This is a genomic window from Bacillota bacterium (genome assembly GCA_018818595.1).
Taxonomy (GTDB): Bacteria; Bacillota_I; Bacilli_A; order Izemoplasmatales; family Hujiaoplasmataceae; genus JAHIRM01.
Window position 1 is genome coordinate 71,343 of record JAHIRM010000005.1, and the last position, 23,490, is coordinate 94,832.

23 protein-coding genes and 1 other annotated feature are annotated in these 23,490 nt (G+C 31.7%); of the genes, 15 read left to right on the forward strand and 8 right to left on the reverse strand.

The window, feature by feature from the left end:
- Genes aroC through KJ971_01295 form a run of 4 tightly spaced genes read right to left on the reverse strand, consistent with a single transcriptional unit; the run spans position 1 to position 4,210 of the window.
- Complete coding sequence (gene aroC, locus KJ971_01280) at positions 1–1,095, reverse strand: chorismate synthase (protein MBU1144474.1); 1,095 nt, start codon at positions 1,093–1,095, stop codon at positions 1–3.
- Positions 1,096–1,111: 16 nt separating this feature from the next.
- Positions 1,112–2,098: a 3-dehydroquinate synthase gene (gene aroB, locus KJ971_01285; protein ID MBU1144475.1), complete on the reverse strand. Its 987-nt coding sequence runs from the start codon at positions 2,096–2,098 to the stop codon at positions 1,112–1,114.
- 4 nt (positions 2,099–2,102) lie between these two features.
- Positions 2,103–3,368: a 3-phosphoshikimate 1-carboxyvinyltransferase gene (gene aroA, locus KJ971_01290; GenBank protein ID MBU1144476.1), complete on the reverse strand. Its 1,266-nt coding sequence runs from the start codon at positions 3,366–3,368 to the stop codon at positions 2,103–2,105.
- A complete protein-coding gene (locus KJ971_01295) occupies positions 3,365–4,210 on the reverse strand; it encodes a prephenate dehydrogenase (protein MBU1144477.1) in 846 nt (281 codons plus the stop codon). Before KJ971_01295 ends, aroA begins: the two co-directional genes overlap by 4 nt.
- 170 nt (positions 4,211–4,380) lie before the next feature.
- Between KJ971_01295 and KJ971_01300 the strand changes: the two genes are divergently transcribed.
- The 6 genes from KJ971_01300 (at position 4,381) to KJ971_01325 (ending at position 10,381) form a co-directional block, all read left to right on the forward strand.
- Positions 4,381–4,896 carry a flavin reductase family protein gene (locus tag KJ971_01300; GenBank protein MBU1144478.1) on the forward strand — a complete coding sequence of 172 codons (516 nt, stop codon included), beginning with the start codon at positions 4,381–4,383 and terminating at the stop codon, positions 4,894–4,896.
- Between the two features lies 1 nt (position 4,897).
- Positions 4,898–5,749 carry a bifunctional 5,10-methylenetetrahydrofolate dehydrogenase/5,10-methenyltetrahydrofolate cyclohydrolase gene (locus KJ971_01305; protein ID MBU1144479.1) on the forward strand — a complete coding sequence of 284 codons (852 nt, stop codon included), beginning with the start codon at positions 4,898–4,900 and terminating at the stop codon, positions 5,747–5,749.
- Position 5,750: 1 nt separating this feature from the next.
- Positions 5,751–7,043: an adenylosuccinate lyase gene (locus KJ971_01310; protein MBU1144480.1), complete on the forward strand. Its 1,293-nt coding sequence runs from the start codon at positions 5,751–5,753 to the stop codon at positions 7,041–7,043.
- 23 nt (positions 7,044–7,066) lie between these two features.
- Positions 7,067–9,223 carry a hypothetical protein gene (locus KJ971_01315; GenBank protein ID MBU1144481.1) on the forward strand — a complete coding sequence of 719 codons (2,157 nt, stop codon included), beginning with the start codon at positions 7,067–7,069 and terminating at the stop codon, positions 9,221–9,223.
- Positions 9,223–10,041 (forward strand): purine-nucleoside phosphorylase, encoded by an 819-nt coding sequence (locus KJ971_01320; GenBank protein ID MBU1144482.1) that lies wholly within the window; start codon positions 9,223–9,225, stop codon positions 10,039–10,041. The genes KJ971_01315 and KJ971_01320 overlap by 1 nt, the downstream gene beginning before the upstream one ends.
- Before the next feature lie 67 nt (positions 10,042–10,108).
- On the forward strand, positions 10,109–10,381 hold the full coding sequence (locus tag KJ971_01325) for a PspC domain-containing protein (protein MBU1144483.1): 273 nt from the start codon (positions 10,109–10,111) through the stop codon (positions 10,379–10,381).
- A gap of 29 nt (positions 10,382–10,410) precedes the next feature.
- Here KJ971_01325 and KJ971_01330 read toward each other — a convergent pair whose 3' ends face one another.
- Positions 10,411–11,289 (reverse strand): GGDEF domain-containing protein, encoded by an 879-nt coding sequence (locus tag KJ971_01330; protein ID MBU1144484.1) that lies wholly within the window; start codon positions 11,287–11,289, stop codon positions 10,411–10,413.
- Positions 11,290–11,571: 282 nt separating this feature from the next.
- Here KJ971_01330 and KJ971_01335 point away from each other — a divergent pair, with 282 nt between their 5' ends.
- The 6 genes from KJ971_01335 to KJ971_01360 all read left to right on the forward strand — a co-directional run bounded on the left by KJ971_01335 (position 11,572) and on the right by KJ971_01360 (position 16,222).
- On the forward strand, positions 11,572–12,837 hold the full coding sequence (locus KJ971_01335) for a Y-family DNA polymerase (GenBank protein ID MBU1144485.1): 1,266 nt from the start codon (positions 11,572–11,574) through the stop codon (positions 12,835–12,837).
- A complete protein-coding gene (locus KJ971_01340) occupies positions 12,830–13,159 on the forward strand; it encodes a YolD-like family protein (protein ID MBU1144486.1) in 330 nt (109 codons plus the stop codon). The genes KJ971_01335 and KJ971_01340 overlap by 8 nt, the downstream gene beginning before the upstream one ends.
- 105 nt (positions 13,160–13,264) lie before the next feature.
- Positions 13,265–13,966 (forward strand): hypothetical protein, encoded by a 702-nt coding sequence (locus KJ971_01345; GenBank protein ID MBU1144487.1) that lies wholly within the window; start codon positions 13,265–13,267, stop codon positions 13,964–13,966.
- 4 nt (positions 13,967–13,970) lie between these two features.
- Positions 13,971–14,822: a 4-(cytidine 5'-diphospho)-2-C-methyl-D-erythritol kinase gene (gene ispE, locus KJ971_01350; GenBank protein ID MBU1144488.1), complete on the forward strand. Its 852-nt coding sequence runs from the start codon at positions 13,971–13,973 to the stop codon at positions 14,820–14,822.
- A 67-nt stretch (positions 14,823–14,889) separates the two neighbouring features.
- The gene (spoVG, locus tag KJ971_01355) at positions 14,890–15,159 is read left to right on the forward strand and encodes a septation regulator SpoVG (protein MBU1144489.1); all 270 of its coding nucleotides are present in this window, start codon (positions 14,890–14,892) and stop codon (positions 15,157–15,159) included.
- A 112-nt stretch (positions 15,160–15,271) separates the two neighbouring features.
- A complete protein-coding gene (locus KJ971_01360; protein ID MBU1144490.1) occupies positions 15,272–16,222 on the forward strand; it encodes a ribose-phosphate pyrophosphokinase in 951 nt (316 codons plus the stop codon).
- A 41-nt stretch (positions 16,223–16,263) separates the two neighbouring features.
- Here KJ971_01360 and KJ971_01365 read toward each other — a convergent pair whose 3' ends face one another.
- Both KJ971_01365 and KJ971_01370 read right to left on the reverse strand, forming a co-directional pair.
- The gene (locus KJ971_01365; GenBank protein MBU1144491.1) at positions 16,264–17,607 is read right to left on the reverse strand and encodes an MATE family efflux transporter; all 1,344 of its coding nucleotides are present in this window, start codon (positions 17,605–17,607) and stop codon (positions 16,264–16,266) included.
- A complete protein-coding gene (locus tag KJ971_01370) occupies positions 17,600–18,391 on the reverse strand; it encodes a hypothetical protein (protein MBU1144492.1) in 792 nt (263 codons plus the stop codon). The genes KJ971_01365 and KJ971_01370 overlap by 8 nt, the downstream gene beginning before the upstream one ends.
- Before the next feature lie 117 nt (positions 18,392–18,508).
- Positions 18,509–18,713 (forward strand) — a binding site (T-box leader).
- Positions 18,714–18,752: 39 nt separating this feature from the next.
- Between KJ971_01370 and KJ971_01375 the strand changes: the two genes are divergently transcribed.
- From KJ971_01375 to KJ971_01385, 3 genes are all read left to right on the forward strand, one after another.
- Positions 18,753–19,466, forward strand: coding sequence for a DNA alkylation repair protein (locus tag KJ971_01375; GenBank protein ID MBU1144493.1), 714 nt, complete (start codon positions 18,753–18,755; stop codon positions 19,464–19,466).
- Positions 19,451–20,839 (forward strand): asparagine--tRNA ligase, encoded by a 1,389-nt coding sequence (gene asnS / locus KJ971_01380; GenBank protein ID MBU1144494.1) that lies wholly within the window; start codon positions 19,451–19,453, stop codon positions 20,837–20,839. The genes KJ971_01375 and asnS overlap by 16 nt, the downstream gene beginning before the upstream one ends.
- 130 nt (positions 20,840–20,969) lie before the next feature.
- Positions 20,970–22,457, forward strand: coding sequence for a metallophosphoesterase family protein (locus KJ971_01385; protein MBU1144495.1), 1,488 nt, complete (start codon positions 20,970–20,972; stop codon positions 22,455–22,457).
- Positions 22,458–22,505: 48 nt separating this feature from the next.
- On the opposite strand, the gene KJ971_01390 is transcribed toward KJ971_01385, so the two are convergent.
- Entirely contained in the window at positions 22,506–23,468 is a 963-nt protein-coding gene (locus tag KJ971_01390; GenBank protein MBU1144496.1) for an SPFH/Band 7/PHB domain protein, read from the reverse strand.
- Positions 23,469–23,490 lie beyond the last annotated feature (22 nt).

Below are 23,490 nucleotides of genomic sequence, written 5' to 3' on the forward strand. Positions count from 1 at the left end.
TTATAACATCCATTCTTTTGGTTTAGAGAAAAGAAGCAAGTCTAAAATCCCAAAATATAATACAGAATTAATTACATGAACAACCCGATTTACAATAGCGGGATCGTGTCTACCTTTTATTTCTAAATCAACCAATTCATTTGTTTTAAGATTTATGGATTTTTGAATTTTTCCAATAGAAGGAGTTGGTTTAATAGCGACTCTTATAATAAGTGGCATGCCTGTGGAAATCCCGCCTAATATACCCCCATTATTATTAGAGGTTGTTTTTATTTGATGATTTTCAATAGTGTAATTATCATTTACTTCATGTCCATACTTTTTTGTGATGTTAAAGCCTAAACCAAACTCTATTCCTTTGACGGAGGGAATTGAAAAAATTAAAGAAGATAAATAACTTTCCACAGATAAAAACAAAGGTTCTCCAATGCCTGCTGGAAGATTTATGATGGCAGATTCTATGACTCCTCCAACGGAATCATCATCATTTTTAGCAGATAAAATCAATTCTTTCATTGACGCTTCAATGTCGGAATTGATAACAGGGAAATCTAAGGTTTCTAATTTTTTGATTAAGGAATCATTAATCTTTGCAAAATCGAAGGAATTATCTTCAATATTTTTTATGGATTGAATATGAGATCCAACAAAAATGTTTTTTGGATTTAAGATTTGTTTTGAGATAGATCCAATAATCATGAATAAAGAAGTTATTCTTCCGGAAAAGATTCCTCCTCCTCGAGGATCATTAAATCCATTATATTTTACGAATGCTGGATAATCTGCGTGAGATGGTCTAGGAGAATTTGCATTATCAAAATAATCTTTTGAGTGTGTATTAGTATTTTTTATTAAAAATGTAATCGGCGCTCCTGTTGTTTTTCCTTCATAAATTCCTGAAAGGATTTCATACTCATCGTCCTCAATTCTTGAAGTAGAGTATACAGACTTTGGTCGTCTTTTTTTCAATTGATTTTGAATGAGAGTTTCATCAATTGTAATTCCTCCAGCTAAACCATCTATTACAATTCCTAATGCGGGTCCGTGGGACTCGCCAAATAAAGTAATCTTTATATTTTGTCCAAAAGCGTTCAAAGCAACCACACCCTTTTTATATTTGATATTGTGATTTTGTAATAACAGAAGAACCAATCTCTAATACATCTACAATTTTTAGAAGGTTGTTTCTATTTTTTTTGTCATGATTAATATAACCTTTTAAATCATCGATTCCAACGGAATCTTCGGTTGGTAAATTGTATTTTTTTAAGACTTGTACAAGTTCTTGTCTTACTTGGTTTTTTGATAAAACCATTACCATGCCGATAGAAATCGCTTCTCCATGAAGATATTTTTGATATCGATAATAGGCCTCAAGGGCATGCCCAAATGTGTGCCCAAAATTAAGCGATTGACGAATTCCATCATCAAATTCATCCGCTTCTACAAAACGTTTTTTGATTTCTAATGATTTAAAAATGTAATATTCTAAATCTTTTTTTACATCTTCGTTTTTAATTTTATCAAATAAATTTTTATCAGCAATCATGCCATATTTAATCATTTCTGCCATTCCATTTGCGAACTGTCTATCTTCTAAAGTTGATAAGGTAACCGGATCAATTAATACTTTAGTGGGGGGATAAAAATTACCTATAACATTTTTGCTTTTGTCGGTATTGATGGCGACTTTTCCACCAACGCTTGAATCGATTTGAGACAGAAGCGTGGTAGGTATTTGGATGTAAGGAATTCCTCTTAAGTATACTGAAGCAATAAACCCAGCTAAATCACCAGTCACTCCGCCACCCAGGGCAATAATCACAGAATCTTTTCGGATGTTTTTATCTAATAAAATAGCTATAATTCTTGAAAACTCTTCTAAAGATTTACTGGATTCTCCCTGAGGAAAGGTAATAAGTTCGTTTTTAGGGCAAGCTTTTTTAACTTTTTCAATATAGGCAAAAGGAATGTGATCATCAGAAATAATCACATAATAAAGTTGTGGATTTAAATAATCCTTTAATCGATTTAAAAGATTATTTTCAATAATAACTGGGTAGGTTCTAAGTGTAGATTTTACATCTAAAGTTTTCAAACAATCACTCCTCTATATAGGTGATATCAGCACCTAATTTTTCTAAATCTTCAAAAAAATTTGGATACGATTTATTAATTGCTTCTGCATTTTTAATCATTACTTGATGGGTGGCTCTCGTTGCGGCGATGGCAATTGACATTACGATGCGGTGATCATTAAAGGATTCAAAAACACCGCCATTCAATTCTTGTTGCCCAAGAATGGTTAAATAATCTTCGCCCATTTCTGTTGACACACCAAAAGCTTTCAATGTTTCAAACATAGAAGATAAGCGATTTGATTCTTTAAATTTTAGTCGCATTGCATTTTCAATTATAGTTTCTCCTGAAGAAAGTGCAGCAAGGATACTTAATATTGGGGCAATGTCTGGAGATTGACTAACATCCAAAACTACACCAATTGTATTTGATTTTTTGAATAATATTCCGGTTTCTGTTAATTCATAATTTCCTTTCATTTTTTGAATAAATTCCATAATTTTTTGATCAGGTTGTAAGGATTCGAACGGAATATTTTTACAAAGAATATCTCCACTTATTTGTCCAAGAACGGCATAAAAGGCTAACTGAGAATAATCTCCTTCTATTTGAAAATTCGCCGGATGATACACTTGATTTCCTTTGATATAGTAGGTTTTGTTTCTTTCGGTTACAACGATTTGGAATCTTTTTAATACGTCGAGGGTCATATCAACGTATTGTTTTGACTCGTAATTTCCAGTTATGATAATTTTAGAATCTCCCTTTGTTAAAGGTAAGGCAAACAACAGCCCTGAGATAAATTGACTTGATATATTTCCTGGAATTTCATAAACTCCTGAAGATAAAGATCCAGAGACAATAATTGAATTTTCGTTTTTTTGATAATTTAGATGAAGCTTTTTAAAGATATCTTCATAAACCGTCATCGGGCGATTAAACAGACTTCTTTTTCCTGTAAAAACAATTTTTTCTTTGCTCAAAGAAAAGATAGGCAAAACAAATCGGAGTGTAGAACCCGATTCATTGCATTCGATAAAATTATCATCAGTTATAACAATTCGACCAATGCCGCTTACGATTAGTTGTCGAGTGTTTTTAATAAATTTTACTCCAATTTTTTCCATTGCACCAATGGTTGCTAAAACATCTTCGCTATAGATTATATTTGAAATGACACTTTTTCCTTTAGAAAGAGATGCCGCAATAATTGCACGGTGGGATTGGCTTTTTGATGGAGGAATATAAACAGTACCGCTTAATGGTTTGGGATTAATCAATACATTCATTTTTTCACACTACTTTCAATAAGAAGTCTTTTTCTCTTTGCTTCGTTCATCCTTTTTTTTAATTCTTTTAAATCATCGTTATTTAAAGCTTCTTTGTATAATTCAAGTTCCTTTATAACATCAGAGATTTTTTCAATAAGATGTTTTTTGTTGCCTAAAAATAGCTCACTCCAAAGAACTTCGTTTATCATCGCAATTCTTGTTAAATCGCGATAGGAATCCCCTATAAACTTTGAAGTATCATATGTTTCTTTGTCAGCGTGAACTAAAGACAACGATAAGATATGTGTTAATTGAGAAGTATAGGCAATGATCTCGTCATGCTCTTCTTTGGAAATCAATGACACATTTTTAAATCCCATAAAACGAGCAAAATCAGTCACTCTTTTTATGTTAGAGCCGAGGTTATGTTTTTGAGGAACGATTACATAATTTGCACCCATAAAAATAGATTGATCGGCATAAGTAACGCCTATTTTTTCTCTTCCTGCTATTGGGTGGGTATAGACCAAATCAATATCATCTCTTAACACAGGGGTTAGTTCGTCAATTAATAAGGATTTAATTCCAGAAATATCAATCAAAAGAGAGTTTGGCAATAATTTATCTTGATATTGTTTAACAAAACGAATTACATCATGCGGATACAAACACAAATAGATAATATTTGTTTGCTTAAAAAATTCATCCACAGTATTATAACCTTTATCGATGATGTTATTCTCTAAGGCAAAATTAAGAGATATATCAGAGATATCATATGCAATAATTTCATATTTTTCTTTTAATGATTTTGCAATCGAGCCACCCATTAATCCCAAGCCAACAATACCTATTTTCATTGCATTTCACCCCAGTTTATATTTTACAATATTTTATCACAAATTTGGACAGTTCACACAAAAATATATGGAATATTGTTTGAAACCATTTACTTTCAGCCAAAGTTTTGGTATTTTCTTTCTTAGTATTATAAGATATGATATAATTGCTTTGAAAGATGGTGGTAAAAATGATTCGAGAAATTGGAGTTTTTGAGTACGCAGGAAAAGTTCTTGAAAAATTGAATCCAGGAGTTTTTTTGACCACAAAAAGCGGAAACATTATTAACACGATGATTATTGGTTGGGGCGGAATATCGGTTGTTTGGGGAAGGCCTGTTTTTATAGTTTTGGTAAGAGATTCTAGAGCAACTTACTCTTTGATTGAGAGTAGCAATGAATTCACCATCAGCGTTCCTTTGTATGCAGATTTGAAAGAAGCTATCGCAATTTGTGGAACCAAATCCTTAAGACAAATTGATAAATTTTCTGTATGTCATTTAACCCCTATAAAGGGAAGAAAAATTGATACTCCAATCATTGGAGAAGCTCAATTGCACTATGAATGTAAAGTAATATATAAACAAACGCTTAATCAAAAAGAGCTTTTACAAATTGTAAAAGATCGATATTATAATAACAATGCAATTCACACAGTATATTATGGCGAAATTGTGGACAGTTACCTTTATGAGGAAGATAAGTAATATGGCTATTTTATTGGATGGAAAGGCTCTCGCCCTTGAAAAAAGAGAGTTTATAAAACAAGAAACGATTTATTTAGTAAGAAAGCACAAAATAATACCACATCTTGTAGTAATTTTAATTGGAGAAGATCCAGCAAGCCAATCTTATGTCAAAGGAAAAGAAAAAGCTTGTTTAAATGCTGGAATTAAAAGTACAATTATTCGAAAAACCGAAAACGTTACAGAAGTTGAATTAATTTCAATTATTGATCAATTAAATGATGACAAAACAGTTCACGGAATTCTTTTACAACTACCGATTCCTCAAAAATTAGATATGAATAAAATTATAAATCGAATTTCTCCTTCAAAAGATGTCGATGGCTTTACTTTGACCAATGTTGCATACTTGGCAAACGGAAACCCAAAACTTGTTCCATGTACTCCTTTAGGAATTATGAAATTACTAGAAAAATATCAAGTTCAAATTGAAGGAAAACATTGTGTTATTATAGGTAGAAGTCAAATTGTAGGAAAACCAATGGCTTCTTTACTTTTAAAAGCAAATGGAACAGTTACAATTTGTCATAGCAAAACAGTTGAACTTGCAAAAATAGCAAAACAAGCAGATATTTTAGTTGTTGCAATCGGAAAATCGAAAATGGTTGATGATTCTTTTGTGAAAAAGGGAGCCGTCGTAATTGACGTTGGTATTTCAAAAATCAATGGAAGTATTTCTGGAGATGTTGATTTTGATAAAGCATGCAAGATAGCTTCTTATATTACTCCCGTTCCTGGAGGAGTGGGCCCTATGACGATTGCTTGTTTGTTGGAAAACACTTTAAGCTGCTATAAGATGATAATGGGAGAGTAAAATGATACCAAGATATGTACGGAAAGAAATGCAAAGCATTTGGTCTGAACAATCAAAATTTCAAGCTTACCTTGATATTGAACTGCTAAATGCCAAAGCATTAGCTAAAAAAGGAATTTTATCTGATGATGAACTCGCATTGCTATTAAAAAATGCGACTTTTTCAGTGCAAAGAATCGAAGAATTAGAACTTGATTTAAAGCACGATGTAATTGCCTTTACTAGAAACGTTTCTGAAACGCTTGGAAAAGAAAAAAGATTTATTCATTATGGCTTAACTTCAACCGATGTTGTAGATACCGCTAATGCAATTCGATTAAAAAAAGCAAATCAAATTATTAAGAATGATCTTGTTCAATTTTTAGACATGTTAAAGATGAAAGCGATGGAGTATAAAAACACTTTTTGCATTGGAAGGACACACGGCATTCATGCAGATATTACTGTATTCGGCTTGAAATGGACATTGTGGTATGATGAAACGAAACGAAATCTTCATCGATTTGAAGAAGCTTCTTTTGGCGTTGAAATCGGAAAAATTAGTGGAGCAGTTGGGAATTATGCTTTTATTGATCCCGAGATTGAAACATATATTTGCGAAAATCTAGGAATTCAAAAAGCTAAAATTTCAACTCAAACATTGCAAAGGGATCGACACGCCCATTATATAAGCGTTATCGCTTTGATTGGGACTACTTTAGAAAAAATAGCTACAGAAATAAGACATTTGCAACGTACGGAAATAAACGAAGTAAGAGAACCGTTTGATACAAATCAAAAAGGGTCCTCAGCAATGCCTCATAAAAAAAATCCAATCACAAGTGAAAATATTTGTGGGCTTGCAAGAGTTCTTAGGGGCTATGTGATTCCAACCTATGAAAATATACCTTTATGGCACGAACGGGATATTAGTCATTCTTCGGTAGAGCGAATTGTTTTACCAGACGCTACCTCTTTGATTGATTATATGTTAAATAAATACATGATTGTATTATCTGAATTGAAAGTATTCCCAAATAAAATGATTGAAAACATTCAATTAACAAATGGGGCTGTTTTTTCTCAAAGGATTTTAAACGCTTTAATTGAAAAAGGATTTTCAAGAGAAAAAGCTTATGATTTAATTCAGGAATTAGCATACATTTCTTATGATTTTAATCGTGATTTTAAAGAAATTTTACTAAATAGTAAAGAAATTACACAAGTTTTATCTTTGTCAGAGATTAATGAGCTATTTGAACTTGACTTTTACAAGGCAAAAGTAGATTATATTTATAATCAAGTATTTGAATAAACACCATGAAAGGAAGTGATTACATGAAATTCGTTAAAAAATCCATTATCATCTTTTTGATGTTTTTTATGATTGGATTTTCCTTTCTTTCTATGCTGGTATTTGCTGATGTAGACAAAACAAATTTACAAATTGCTCGAGACGAAGTAGAGCAAAGCCAAATAAACTTTGCAACATATGAAAACAATTCTTTTCAAGCTTTTTCCGATATCATAGATGGAATTGAAGTTGGCGGATTGATTGGAATTGATGCAGTACTCGATGATCCTCTCGCGAGCATAGAAACTGTAGAAAATTTGACTACTACCTTAACGAACGCATTAGACGGGCTTGTTACAAGCGCAACTTACGATGCAACACTCATTAACTATCTTGTTGCAAAAAACAAAGACGTTACCTTATATACGCTAAGATCCAGAGCGGACTATACTCAAGAATTAGATATAATAAAAGCAATACTTGATGAACCAACTTCTGGCGAAATAATAATAAACGGGTTAAATGATGAGCTTGTATTAGCGAATGATTTATTAGTTCTTCTTGCCGATAAAACAGAGTTAATCTCATTATATGATGAGGCAAGTAGTGTTTATTCAGGAGATGGAACGATTTATACCCCCTCTTCTTTCTTGAATTTTAAAAATTTATATGATGATGTGGACTCCACTTTATTTTTAGAATTTGGAAATACGGTTTCTGAAATTTTGGCCGATTCTGACGCATCAGTCATTGAGACATCTAGAGCAGAAGCCTTAATTCAAGAATCATTGGATTTACTAGTATATAGGCCAGATAAATCTACGTTAATTCTTGAATATGATACAGCTATTGCATTGGATTTATCCATATATACTTTAGATTCTGGCACTTTATTTTTAGAAGAATTGAATTCAATTAATACAGTTATTGATAATCTAGAAGCGCTAGAAATCGATGTGGAAAACGCAAGAGTTGAGTTAACGGAAGCGTACAATCTTTTGATTGTAAAAGCGGATATTACCCTTATTGAAACTGCTTACCTGAATGCCATTAATTTTACTTTAACGCCTTACACACCGAATTCAAAAATAATTTTCTTAGCAGAAATTGAAAGAATTCGTTTAATCATGATTGATGAAAATATTATTCAAAGTATTGCAGATCTGGCTTTTAGCGATTTAGAAGCAGCATACAATTTACTTGTTTTGATTGCCGATAAAAGCGATTTGATAATAAAAAACAACCAATCTATTATTGCTTATTATGAAGAAAAAGCAATATACACTCAAGCATCCTACGAACTATTCAAACAAGCGTTTATTGCTTATGGAACCTATTTGTACGTAAATCAATTAATTGCTGATACTAATATTAGCCAAACCGAAGTGAACGCAGTAACCGCAATTATTGAAGAAGCATTGGCGCTCTTGGTGCCTTTAGAAAATAACGAAGAATTGTTAAATAGATATAACACGTTGATGTCGTTAGATTTAACTGCGTTTACACCGCTGTCTCAAGAGGCATTTTTTACAGAAGTGGATCGACTTTATTTGCTAATTATAAGCAAAGATTTGGACCAAACGCTTTATGATATAATTACCACAGATTTATCTCAAGCAGAAGATTTGTTACTAGAAAAAGCAGATATTACAGCATTAGAAGCCGTCTATTTGATTGGGGGCAACAAAAATGAAGAGAAATATTCTATTTCCTCTTTTTCAGCTTTGCAAATTCAACTTCTTAATGCTGAGGTAATTCTTCAAAATTCTAATTCCCTTCAAGCAGAAGTTGACCAAGTAAAACTAGAGATTGAAACTGCAATAAGCGAGTTAACACTTAAGGCAGAAACACTCTTTTTAAAAGCAGAAATCGAGCAAATAAACGTCAATCAATATGTAACCCTCGGGAAATCAAACATTATTTTGTATACATCTTCAGATACAAATATATTAACGGTAGATGAAAATGGAAACGTCAAAGGAGTACAATACGGAGAAGGTTTTATCTCAATTGAATTAGCTAACGGCGTCGTTGAAGTTATCTATTTTATAGTAAAAGCGAATATTGAAACTGCAACTTTGGTTTTAGCTATTTCAATTCCAGTTATATCTACCGGAATTGGACTTTCTGTTGTTTTATTAAAAACTCAATCTTTCTCTTTCTTAAAAAAACTTTTTGTTTTTAAAAGGAGGATTAAATGATGAATTATCTTGATAAATTAACTAAAGCTAAAGATTATATTCAATCAAGAATTAATATAATTCCAGATACGCTGGTTATTTTGGGCTCCGGATTAGGAGATTTTTCTAAAGTGCTTGAAAATACTTTGACTATTCCTTATTCAGAAATTCCTTATTTTAATTTTACTCAAGTAGAAGGACATTCTGGCGAACTACATATGGGATTGTTAAATAAAAAATGGGTTTTTTGCATGAATGGAAGAAATCATTATTACGAAGGAGCAAGCGACGAAGAAATGCGATTTCCGATTCAACTTTTTGCCACTTTAAATGTTAAAAACGTAATTGTTACAAACGCATGCGGCGGAATGAATTCCTCTTTTAAACCAGGAGATTTAATGGTTATTGAAGATCACATTAATTTAATGGGAAGAAATCCGCTCATAGGACGCAACTTAGACACAATTGGGCCAAGATTTTCCGATATGAGCCAAGCGTATGATGAAGAGTTTCTTATTAGAATTCAAAAAATCGCAAAAACCGAAAAGATTGAACTTAAAAAAGGAATTTACGTTGGCTATAGTGGTCCAAATTATGAAACAAAAGCCGAAATTAAAGCATTTTCAATTTTAGGAGGAGACGCAGTTGGAATGTCAACGGTTCCTGAAGTTATTGTTGCTAATCACGCAAAAATGAGAGTGTTAGGAATCTCTTGTATTACTAACATGGCTACGGGGTTACAAAAAAACAGATTGACACACGATGAGGTTTTAGAAACAAGCCGAAAAGCATTAAATTCTTTTTCAACTTTGGTATCAAAATTTATAGATACTCTATAAATCAAAAAAAGATGCGTTGAATTTTTAATATAAATAAGTTATACTAAATTTAACAAGAGGTGAGAATATGTCTACAAAAAAATATTTATATCGAGACGTTAAAAACGGTAAAATTTCTGGTGTAGCTGCGGGATTAGCTGATTACTTTGATTTAGATGTTACATTAATTCGTATTATTTGGATTCTTTTGGTATTCTGTGCAGGAACAGGGGTACTTGCCTACATTATCATGGCAATTGTCATTGAACCGAAAAGCATTGTTATGGCAAAACATCCAGAAGAAAAAGAAACTGTAATTGATAATTCAGATGATCCCTTCGCAAAATATGATAAAAAATAAAAACACTCGATTAAGTCGAGTGTTTTTTATTATATAACAAGATTTCTGCCACTGTTTTTTGCAACAAACAAATTTTGATCTGCTCGATCGATTAACGTAGTAGGAGTGTCAATCTCTTGATTTTCTACCACACCAAAACTTGCTGTAATGTTGAAGTGTTGTTCGTTGAAAACAAAATCATATTTTTCTATGGCTTCCCTATATTGATTTGCAATTATTTTAGCAGCAGCTAAGGTGGTATGATTTAAACAAATTATAAATTCCTCTCCACCAAATCTTGCAAACCAATCATGATCATTTCGAATTTTATTTTGAATGATTTTTGCAAATGTTTTTAAAGTATAGTCCCCAACAATATGACCATAAGAGTCGTTTACAACTTTAAAGTTATCGATATCGGCCATAATCAAACAAAACGGAGAGTTTATTTGGCTTGAAATAGCTTGGTCAACAGGGAGTCGTTCGTTGATGTAGCGCTTATTAAAAATATTTGTAAGGGTATCCTTTGTTATTAGTTCATTAGTTTTATCAATGACTTTTTTTAACTCAATAACTCTGTCATCAATCATATCTATACTGTTGGTGATATCTTTAAGTAACTCTAAGACAACTTTTCTATTATCAATTGTGGTTGGAATGGAAGTAATCAAAAAGGCTACGTTATTTATATATTTTGTTTTAATAATAGTTTCTGACAAATTAAGTGCCCGCATCGAAGTACAGTTATCACAAATTTTTCCTGTTTTCCAAAAAGTATAACACGAATCAGCACCTTTTTCCCAAATGCCATCATGATAGACAACAACTTCTTTGTTAACTGGATCTACAACACGGATTTCATCATACATTTTATTAAAACTTGTTAACTTTTTTACAATCATTTGTAGGGTTTGGTTTGATTTTTTCATATAATTCACCTCATCTTTATTATACTTCTATTTTAAATTATGTAAAGCGAGGGTTATAAACTTCACGGTATATTAAACGTAAAAAAAATTAATATTTTTTCTATATATTGCTTTAAAACAAAGATAAAAACAATGAATTATGAATAAATATTTTTTGTTTTAGTCATTGTTATTTGAAGATAAATTCATAATATTTTTTTGTCATCACAATTTTAAAAAAAGCGGAAATCTTCCTTTTCATTTCTTGAAATTATCGTTATAATAGAAGAAAGAGGTAAGAAAATGAATGGATATCAATTGCATAAAAATATATTATGTATCGACTTAAAAAGTTTTTATGCATCGATAGAATGCAGTCTTTTAGGCTTGGATCCATTTAAAACGCCACTTGTAGTTGCGGATTACGCAAGAGGTGGCGGATCAATTGTATTAGCGGTTTCGCCATATCTAAGAAAATTAGGAGTTCCCAGTAGGTGCCGAATTTTCGAATTGCCAAAAAACATAAAAATTATCTTTCAAAAGCCAAGAATTGAAAAATATTTAGAATATTCAACAAAAATCATCGAAATTTATCTAAGATTTATTTCAGAAGAAGATATATATGTCTATTCGGTTGATGAAGTGTTCATGGATTTTACAAATTACCTTGAGTATTACCAAAAAACTGATTATGAGATTGCCAAAATGATTATGAAAGTAATTTACAAAGAAACAAAGGTATATTCTACTTGCGGAATAGGCCCCAATATGTTAATTGCTAAATTAGCGCTGGACATTGAATCAAAAAAAGAGCCAAACTTTATTGCAAAATGGGATTATGATGATTTGCCAGAAAAATTATGGCCAGTAACTCCACTCAGTGAAATGTGGGGAATAGGTCGCAACATGGAAAGGAATTTAAATCAATTACGACTATATAAAATTGGGGATATTGCCAATTATGATGTAAAAAAATTGAAAAAAAAGTTTGGAGTAATCGGAGAAGAACTTTACTATCATACGCACGGGATAGATATGAGCCTTATTCAAGATAAATTAAAAATAAAACCCGTTAGTAAAAGCTACGGATCGGGGCAAACTTTATTTCAAGATTATTACAAACCAGAAATTTTTCAAATTATTTCTGAAATGGTTGATGACGTTTGCAGAAGACTTCGAGTTAGTAAAAAATTAGCAAAAACCGTGCATTTTGGAGTGGCATATAGTAAAGATCTCGGTGGAGGATTTGCTAGACAACTAACAATAGAACAACCATCTGCGAATGAATCAGTCATTTATAAAGCTTGTTTATATTTATTTGAACAATTTTATGAAGGAGACCCTATTAGACGCGTTCATGTTGGAGTTGGAGGACTAACGGATAAGCAAGAGTATCAGTTTAGCTTCTTTGAAGATGTGAATCAACTTATTAAGGAACAACAAGTTTTTTCAACCATTGATGAAATTAAATATAAATTTGGTAAAAATAGCGTAAACAGAGCATCGAGTGAATTAAAAGAGTCTACTATCAAAAATCGAAACGAAATGATTGGTGGACATCATGCCTAATACTTATGTAGATAGAGGGATAGTTAAATGGAATGCATTTGATGCATTAACAGGGTATCATTCAATGCTTGAAGAAATGAAGTATCGCTTAGGAAAAAAAGAAAAACCTAGTTTAAGTGATGATGCTCTCGATGAATTAAATATGAAATTGCAAAGCGCATTAATGCAAAACGAAGAGATAGAGCTTAGATATTTTCACGATGGATATATTAGGTTTACGTTTGGAAAAATAAAAAAAGTAGATTATACAAGCAAAGAAATCGTCCTTTCTACATTAGAGCGATTTAGAGCAGAAGATATTATCGATATATTTCCGGCCTAAAGAGTTAAGAAATTTAGTTCTTAACTCTTTTTAGTTTAAACAATTAGAATCGTATTTAAAAAAATGAAAAAATATGCTAAAATAAAATAAGACGAGGTGTATTTTATGACTAAAAAACGTTTCAAATTAGAAAGTTCAAAAATTGTGTATTTAATTTTGGTGGGAATTGTCTTTTTGGAACTGATTGCGTCAATAATAAGTGTCGTTTTAGCAGACGATGCGGACATTAGAGATGCGGGTATTTCAAACATCTTTTTGGCTATATTAGCAATCGCACTTTTTTCAATTCCTTGGATAATCGAATCCAGATTTAAGTTAGACATTCCAAATTATTTAGAAATTTTAGTTTTAATTTTTCTTTTTTGTGCCATCGTACTTGGGAACATTCATGGATTTTTGGTTAGCATAAATGGCTATGATAAAGTTCTTCATATCGTGAGCGGAATTACGATTTCGATTATAGCGTTTGAAATAATTCATTTTTACAACCAGAGTCGAGAACTATCCCAGCAAATGAACACTAGACTCGTCTCTATATTTGCATTTACATTTGCAATAACCTTGTTAGTTTTTTGGGAATTTTATGAATTTATTGTAGATACAATTGCCTACAATTCAAACGAAGATACTTTAAGAAATATGCAAAGATATCAATGGGAAAATTTAATTCCAATTTTCCCGCAGGACAATGGATTAGTAGATACGATGCTTGATTTAATTGTTGGCTCGATTGGCGCTTTTGTAGTTTCGATTGTAGGATGGAAATTATTAGACTATAAACAATTTAAAAAGAATAAAAAGAGGTGATTGTATGGTAATTGAAAAGGCGTATGCTAAAGTAAATTTATTTATCAACGTACTAGATGCAAGAAAAGATGGATATCATGATTTAGAAATGATTAATGCAAAAATCAATCTATTTGACACTTTAAAAATAGAAAAAACAAATTGTGAAGGATTAGTCATTATTCGATCAAACGATTTGTTTTTATCCAATCAAAACAATATCGTTTTTGATACAGCAAGATATATGATGCACACATACGTTCCGCAATTTGGAATTCAAATTGAAATTGATAAAAAAATTCCTTTTGGAGCTGGATTGGCTGGAAATTCAGTCGATGCAGCAAGCATTATTAAAGGGATAAACACGTTATTTGAATTAAATTTATCTAATGAAGAAATGATTCAAGTAGGTTTAAAATTTGGCGCAGATATTCCTTATTGTTTAGTTGATTATCCTGCATTAGTTGAGGGATTGGGAGAAAAAATAACTAAAATCGATTTTGATTTTTCTTCTTATAAATTACTTCTTATTAATCCAAGAGTTTACATTGCCACAAAAGATATTTTTACGATTGGAAACCGTAAAGGGTTTATCAACGTGGACATTAATAACATAAAAAAAGCCATTGTTCATAAAAATATTGATGAATTTATTGCAAATATGCACAATGCATTGCAAGAAATATCCATCGAAAATAATCAAGACGTTGCATTAGCTAAGGCAAGAATTAGCACTAAACTAGGAGAAAAAGGACTAGTAATGACCGGGTCTGGATCTACATTTATTAAATTAATGAAAGAAGTGGATCAAGCTACGAATGATTTTCTTTCAGAGTATCGTGATAACTATTTCATGAATATTTACAATTTTTTATGATTTTTATTATAAAAGCTATTGGAAAACGTTTTCTTGCATGATATAATCATACAAAAGAGGTGGTAATATGTTGATAACAGAAGTTCGTGCAAAAAGAGTTAATGGAGATAATCGTTTAGTGGGAATTGCCGCCATTACAATTGACGAATGCTTCGTTGTTCATGAATTAAGGATTATTGAAGGGAAAAACGGGCTTTTTGTAGCAATGCCAAGTCGAAAAATGCCGAACGGAGAATTCAAAGATGTTGCCCACCCAATCAATACCGAAACAAGAAGTTTAATTGAAAAAGCTGTCTTAGAAGCTTTCGAGAAACTTCCTGAAGTAAAAGTTGAATAATTATCTAACTTAACCACAAAGTGCTAACTTATCAAAAGTTAGCACTTTTTTCTTTTGAAAAAATAGTGTATAATAGATAGTGGTTAAAATCTTATATTCTTGGAGGGATAAAATGGCTGTTTTTCATGGGTCAAAAGTAAAAGTATTTGCCCTAAGCTCTAACAAAAAATTAGCAAAAGATATTGCAGATTATATTGGCATTCCGCTTAGTCACTGCGAAGTATCACACTTTGCAGATGGAGAAATTAATATCAACATTCCCGAAACAGTTAGAGGACACAAGGTGTTTGTAATTCAATCAACTTGCAGTCCAGTAAATGAACATTTAATGGAATTATTAATTATGATTGATGCTTTAAAAAGAGCTTCTGCAAGAGAAATTAACGTAGTAATTCCTTATTACGGATATTCAAGACAAGACCGAAAAACAAAAGCGCGCCAACCAATTTCAGCCAAGTTAGTTGCGGATTTATTACAAGTTGCGGGAACCACTAGAGTTCTCTGCATGGATTTACATGCCGCTCAAATTCAAGGATTTTTCAATATTCCGATTGATAATTTTAGAGCACTTCCAATTATCGCAGAATATATCAAACAAAAAAATATACAAAATTGTATTGTTGTCTCTCCAGACCACGGAGGCGTTGCAAGAGCGAGAGCGTTAGCCGACGTTTTATCTGCACCAATTGCAATCATTGATAAAATGAGACCTGAACCAAACGTTTCAGAAGTAATGAATATCATTGGTAGTGTAAAAGGAAAGAATTGTATTATTATTGATGATATGATTGATACTGCAGGATCTATTTTTGCCGCAGCACACGCTTTAAAGAATGCGGGAGCATTAGATTTATATGCTTGTTGTACTCACCCACTACTTTCTGAAAACGCAGTAGAATTAGTTATGAAAGCTCCGATTATTGAACTTGTATGTACAGACACCATTGAACTTCCAAAAGAAAAAACCTTTGAAAAGTTAGTTCAATTATCAGTAGCTAGACTCTTAGGACAAGGAATTATTAATATTATTGATGATCAAGGAGTATCGACATTATTTGCATAATAAAAAAGTTGTCTAAAATTTAGACAACTTTTCTTTTTAAATTAAATGGATTGTATCCATATTTTTGATTTAAACAACTTCAATCCAATGATTAAGCGAACCAATTCTTCAAAAGCAATTATTAAATATACCAATACAATTGGAAAGCGGAAAACAGAAGAGGCAATTAGTCCCAAGGGAACACCGATGAACCACGTCCCCAATAAATCCATATAAAAAACGTATTTTGTTTTTCCGCCAGACTTTAATATACCTCCCAGCACCATGTTGGAAACCTTAATCCAAAGTACAACCGCAAAAGCAATTAAAAGCAAAGTAGTAGTTTGTTTTGTTGAATCGGATACTAAAAATAATTGAGGATATAATTTAGAAAAAGAAATAACAAATAATCCAATTATTGTTGTTCCAACCAGACCGATTTTCATAGATTTTTTGCCAAGAAAATATGCCATATCATAATCCTTTTTTCCTAATTGATTTCCAACTAGAATGGATGTAGATTGGTAAATTCCAAAAAACAAACCAATGCTTAACATTACAACAGGGGTAATTAAAGTCATTGCTGCCATCTCTGAAGTTCCAATATGTCCATAAATAATACTATAAACATTTTCACCCACACTCCAAAGAAATTCGCTTAAAAATAATGGCAAAATAATTAGAAACGCGGTTTTCATAAATGCAAATTCACTTCTTATTTTAAAATTAATTTTGTATTCATCTTTTGCTTGATGAACAATAAAAAAGAATAATACAACAAAAAATTCTATAAATCTAGTAATGGTAGTTGCTATTGCTGCGCCGGCGACTCCAAGGGCAGGAAGACCTAAATGACCAAAAATTAAAATGTAATTTAATAAAGTGTTTATAATAACTGAAACAATAGAAGCTACCATTGGTTGTTTTGCTTTTCCGGTGTTTCGAAGAAGAGTACTAAGCATGATAGTTAAAAAGCCAGGAAAGAAACCGATGGTTAAAATTTTTAAATACTGACTACCGATTGAAATAACAGAGGAATCAAAAGTATAAATTGACATGATGCTTGTTGAAAAGAAAAATGCAACAATAAAGAAAATTGATGTAAGCATTAATCCCCATTTTATACAAAGCGTAAAAGCCTTGGAAACGTTTATTTTGTCGGATTTTCCTCGAAATTGACTAATCAAGATTGCTGCACCAACGGATATAGATGCAAGAGTAAAAAAGAAAACAGAAGGATACTTTCCTCCTAAGCCAACAGCGCTTATGCTGGTTTCTCCAAGAGATCCAACCATAATTTGATCAATAACACTTAATGAAGATTGAAATAAACTTTGTATCGAAACAGGAAGTGCAATCGCAAGAATATATTTTAAGTAATTCTTTTTAGTAATTTGATTATCCATTCATAAGCCCTTTCTCATTTAGGGTATGTAAAAAAATGTCAGGATGCATTTTAAATAAATCAATTCCAAGTTTTTGTTTGAATTTAAGCAAATAGATATCGTGATGAATGTGTTCTGAAATGATTCTAACCATCAAAGGATTATTTGTAAAGGTGCCCATCCATTCCAATTCAGGATCATTTACATTCGCTACTAAAACATTTTTATAATCTACAACCACCATTAAACGATTGCAAGAAAGACTTGTTAATTCATGAGAATATAATTCTATGTTTTGTCTTTTATAATCATATTTTTTAAAAGAAAAAACAATAACTCGAATCTTCTTTTTCTCTAATAATTCAAACTCTTTATCAAAAAGAGTTAAATCTAAATCTGTATTGATATAAACCTCATCAGTTGCACTTAATAACATAGCTTTAGCTTTGGAAATGATTGCATCAAAATTAATGAGATTTAAATAAGTTTCTCTTTGATTTTTTGGAGTGATTTTTTGGAGTATTTTTGCTGTAGAATCGATATTTTTTTCATAAGTTGATTTTAATTTTTCTAATAAGATTTCTGGTTCTAAAGGAAAGTAGCGATCTTTTTCACCGTTTTCAAGCATTACAACGCCTTCTTGGTAAAATTTATCCATTATCGGATAAATACTCGACCGAGATAAGTTTAATGATTTAGCGATTTGATAAACAGTTTCTCCTTGATTTTCCAATAAATAGATATAAATAAGAGCTTCATTTCTAGAAAAAAATAATTTAGTTAAAGCATTAATTGCTGTTTCCATAGCGGCCTCCGTATTGCGTTGTCTATAATAAACAACGTTATTATATATTGTTTTTTCTTCTTTGTCAATAAACATTCCAGTAGTTATTTACAAAAAAGAAGAGTGTGTTATAATATAAATAAATCGAAGAACGGAAAAGTAAGATAAGCTCTTTATCAAAGCGAATAAGGAAACGGTGAAAGCCTTATACATACCTTATCTAAAAGAACACCGGGAGAGACAGAAGAATATTAGTAGAACTGTCCGCCTTATCCGCGTTAAGGATATTAAGAGCTGGCGATGCCAGAATAAAGGTGGTACCACGGAGCCATTCGTCCTTTGCATTTTAGGGCGATTTTTGTTTTTTTAAGGAGTGATTTTTATGATGGAACATGATGTAAATCAACTTTTAAGTTTCAGTTCTTCAAAACCAGAAACATTACATCACAAAACAAAAGACAAAGAATATCAATGTAATGATTTGTTTTTAGGAATTAGAGTCCCAGAAGTTCGAAAAATCGCTAAAAAATATGGAAACAATATGAGCGAAGAAGCTCTTGTAACTTTATTAGAAAACCCCATACACGAATATAGATTATGTAGCCTTATTATTATGACAAATCAGATGAAAAAAGCATCAGTTGAACAGCAAAAACAAATTGTTAAATTTTATTTGGATCATATTGAATTTGTTAATGGATGGGATTTAGTTGATACGTCTGCATCTAACGTCTTAGGGAGATATTTACTTTACACAAAGGAGTATAAAGTTTTATATGAACTAGCAAAATCAAATGATCTTTGGAAAAAACGAATTAGTATTGTTTCAACATGGATATTGATTCAAAACGGAATTTTGGATGTGACAATAGACTTATCAAAAATACTTTTGAAAGAAAAACACGATTTAATTCACAAAGCGGTTGGATGGATGTTAAGAGAAGTTGGAAAAAAAGATATACAATTATTAAATGAATTTATCATAAAGAATTATCAAAATATTCCAAGGACAACGCTTCGTTATGCAATTGAAAAACACAATAATGTAATTCGAAAACAAATTTTGAAAGGGGATTTCTCATGGAACAAACAGTAAGAAAGTTATATAAAGATTATAAATTATTTGAAAAACAAACCATTACAGTAAATGGCTGGATTAGGAATAATCGAGCACAAAAAGAATTTGGATTTATTGATTTAAATGATGGAACTTTTTTTGAAACAATACAAATAGTATATGAAGATACTAAAGTTTCAAATTTTAAAGAAGTTCAAAAATTTAGAGTAGGATCTGCAATCACAGTGGTTGGGACCGTTATTTTAACTCCGGAATTAAAACAACCTTTTGAAATCAAAGCCGAAGAAATTATTCTTGTTGGAGATAGTTTGGAAACGTATCCGATTCAGCCCAAACGACACTCAAGAGAATTCTTAAGAGAAAATGCACATTTGCGAATGAGAACCAATTTGTTTAGCGCTGTCTTCCGTGTAAGATCTGTAGTATCTTATGCAATTCATAAATTCTTTCAAGAACAACATTTCATTTACGTTCATACTCCCATTATTACAGGAGCTGATGCAGAAGGCGCAGGAGAAATGTTTAAGGTATCCACCCTCGATTATCAAGCCTTATTAAAAGAGCCTTCAAAAGAACTTGATTTCTCAAAAGACTTTTTTGGGAAAGCCACAAATTTGACGGTTTCAGGTCAACTTCAAGCCGAAGCATACGCTTTAGCTTTTCGTAATGTTTATACATTTGGACCAACCTTTCGTGCCGAAAATTCAAATACCCAAAGACACGCTTCGGAGTTTTGGATGATTGAACCAGAAATTGCTTTTGCAAATTTAAATGATGATATGGATTTGGCAGAAGCGATGGTTAAGGAGGTTATTAAAACAGTTTTGAATGATTGTGAAGCTGAAGTAGATTTTTTTAGTCAATACGTTGAGAAAGGATTAAAAGAAAAGTTATTAAAAGTGATTCACTCTAAATTTAAGGTAGTAACTCATAAAGATGCAATTGATATTTTACTTAAAAGTCCTGTTGCTTTTGAAAACAAACCAAAACAAGGAGAAGATCTAGCTACTGAACATGAAAAATATTTGACAAAATATTTTGATGGTCCAGTATTTGTGATTGATTGGCCAAAAGAGATTAAGGCTTTTTATATGAGACAAAATGAAGATGGATTAACCGTTGCTGCTATGGATTTGCTTGTTCCAGGAGCAGGAGAGTTAATTGGTGGATCACAAAGAGAAGAAAGATTGGATATATTAGAAAAAAGAATGCATGAAATGAACGTAGAAGATAAGGATCTATGGTGGTATTTAGAGTTAAGAAAATATGGGGGTTGTCCTCACGCGGGATTTGGATTAGGATTAGAAAGAATGGTCATGTATGTTACAGGTATTGACAACATTCGAGATGTAATTCCTTTCCCAAGAACTCCTAAAAATTGCGAATTTTAAAATAGAATAGATATAATTTTTCTTTCGACCAAGTTATTATGAGGCTCTGCGAAAAAACATTGCTATTTTTCATCATTTGAGATATATTGAGAATACATATAATAACGATTTATATTAGGGAAGTGTAAAAATGAAAAAACAATTAATTTTGTTTCTTGTGCTACTTTTAAGTTTCTTTTTAGTTGCTTGTCAAGAAACGACATCGACTACGACGACTACAACAGAAGTAACAACAGAATTAACAACCACTTTACCACAAACGATAAGTGCAATAGTGGGAAGTTTGGAAAATGAGAATAATATTGGTTTGTTTTTAACCGAAACACCTTATTCATCGATGGGAATCAATTTTGAATTATCGACGAATACGTTAGGGTTTGTCGAATACGGATTAAAAGATTCGGGAGAATATACAAGATTAGAAGCTACTCAAAAAATAACTGTAGTAAACAATAAGACCGTTTATCTTTATGAAGCTGTTATGGATGATTTAATTTCAGCACAAACGTATTCGTATCGAATTACTAACAACGATGATTCGGAAACAAGTGCATATCATGAATTTTCTATGCCAGATTCTGAAGCAGAATCGTTTACATTTATGTATTTGGCCGATCCTCAAGAAAATGCCGAGACAGGATACATGGCTTATGCTTATTCGATATTAAATGTTTTAGATTTCAGTCAACAGAATTATGATTTTGTCGTTTTTCCAGGGGACGTTATAAATGATGCTGATGTACAATCTCAATGGAATTTATTTTTTAAATATTCTTCAGTGTTTTCATATGAAAAACCACTTATTGCAACAACGGGAAATCACGACTCTGGCGCAATTACCGAAGATAGAATAAACAGTCTTGAATTCGATGGATATATGAATTTACCAAACAATGGGCCGATATATGAAGAGTTTAATGAAATAGATGGAGACTTAAGAACATCCCATTTTGATGATGGTAAAACGTATAGTTTTGATTATGGAACTGCACATTTTGTAGTTATAGATACAGAGATATATTGTGATGGAACAACTGCTTGTATTACTTATGATGAAAGCAATGCGGATATATTAAATGAATGGGTTAGAAATGATTTAACAAATAATAATCAACTCTGGACAATTGTATTATTGCACAGAGGACCTTACAGTTTATCTTATGATACAGATAGTGTAAGAGATAATTTAGTCCCAATATTTGATGAATTTGGTGTTGATTTGGTGCTTGCCGGACATGATCATCAATATTCAAGAGCGGTTTATCAAAACTTAGAGTTAATCCAATTTAAAAGATCAAATGAATATTTTAAAGGTACTATCAGTTTGATAGAAGCTTTAGAAGAAGATTGTCATTTCAATAATTATACGAGCGCTTTAGGAGTTACTTATTTGACAGCCAATACATCTGGAACGAAATATTATGGCGGAGATAAATCATCGGGTATTGACGTAAATTATAAATTTATTGAAGAAAACCCAGTAATACCAATGATCACAGTAACAAATGAATACATTCAAGTCATTTCTTATGGTCTTGAAAAAGACACAGGACTTTCTATTGTGCCTACAGGAGTATATGTTTTAGAAGAGTTTATGATTTCTAGACCAGCAAATTAAAAAAAGTCGAGAGAAATTCTCGACTTTTTATTTTTTTACTTACTTACTTTATTTTTTTGCTGGTTCTTTTAATGATTCAACTAAGCCAGTTGCAAAACCAACGATTCCTTGTAATTCAGAAGGAATAATAATTTTAGTTGCTTGACCATTGGCTACTTTTTCCATCGTTTTATATGCTTCTAAAGTAAGAACGGTATGATCTGCTTTTGCTGCTTTAATTAATTCAATACCGCGCGCAGTAGCTTCTTGAACCTTAAGAATGGCTTCGGCTTGGCCTTCAGCTTCGCGAATAGCGGCTTCTTTTTTTGCTTCAGCTCTTAAGATAGCAGCGGTTTTTTCACCTTCTGCTTCAAGAACGTTAGCAGCTTTTTTTCCTTCAGCAATTAGTATAGATTCACGACGTTCACGTTCAGCACGCATTTGTTTTTCCATCGCTTCTCTAATTACTTGTGGAGGAATGATGTTTTTTAATTCAACACGATTAATCTTAATTCCCCATGGGTCGGTTGCTTCATCTAGAATAACACGCATTCTCTCGTTAATTAAATCGCGACTTGTAAGAGTCTCGTCTAATTCAAGTTCTCCAATAATATTACGAAGAGTAGTGGCGGTTAGATGTTCAATTAATAGGCCAGGATTTTCAGCTCCATAAACGAATTGTTTTGAGTCTGTTATTTGCAAGAAAACAACAGTATCAATTTGCATTGTAACATTATCTTTTGTAATAACAGCTTGAGGTGGAAAGTCTAGGACTTGTTCTTTTAGCATAATAAAATCGGTGTTTTGTCCTCTAGCGTTGTAGGTTCTTTTAATGCGATCGATAAATGGAACTAAGAAGTGTAACCCTGTATTCCAAGTTTTATAGTAGCTACCCCATCTTTCAATTACATATTGTGTTGCTTGAGGGATAATTTTGAATCTTGATCCAACATAAACAATGATGATAATTAATAAAGCGATTATAACAATAATTCCTGTGATGTCTACTTCTAGTGTGAATGGTATAAACATTATAAATCCTCCTTATATAATA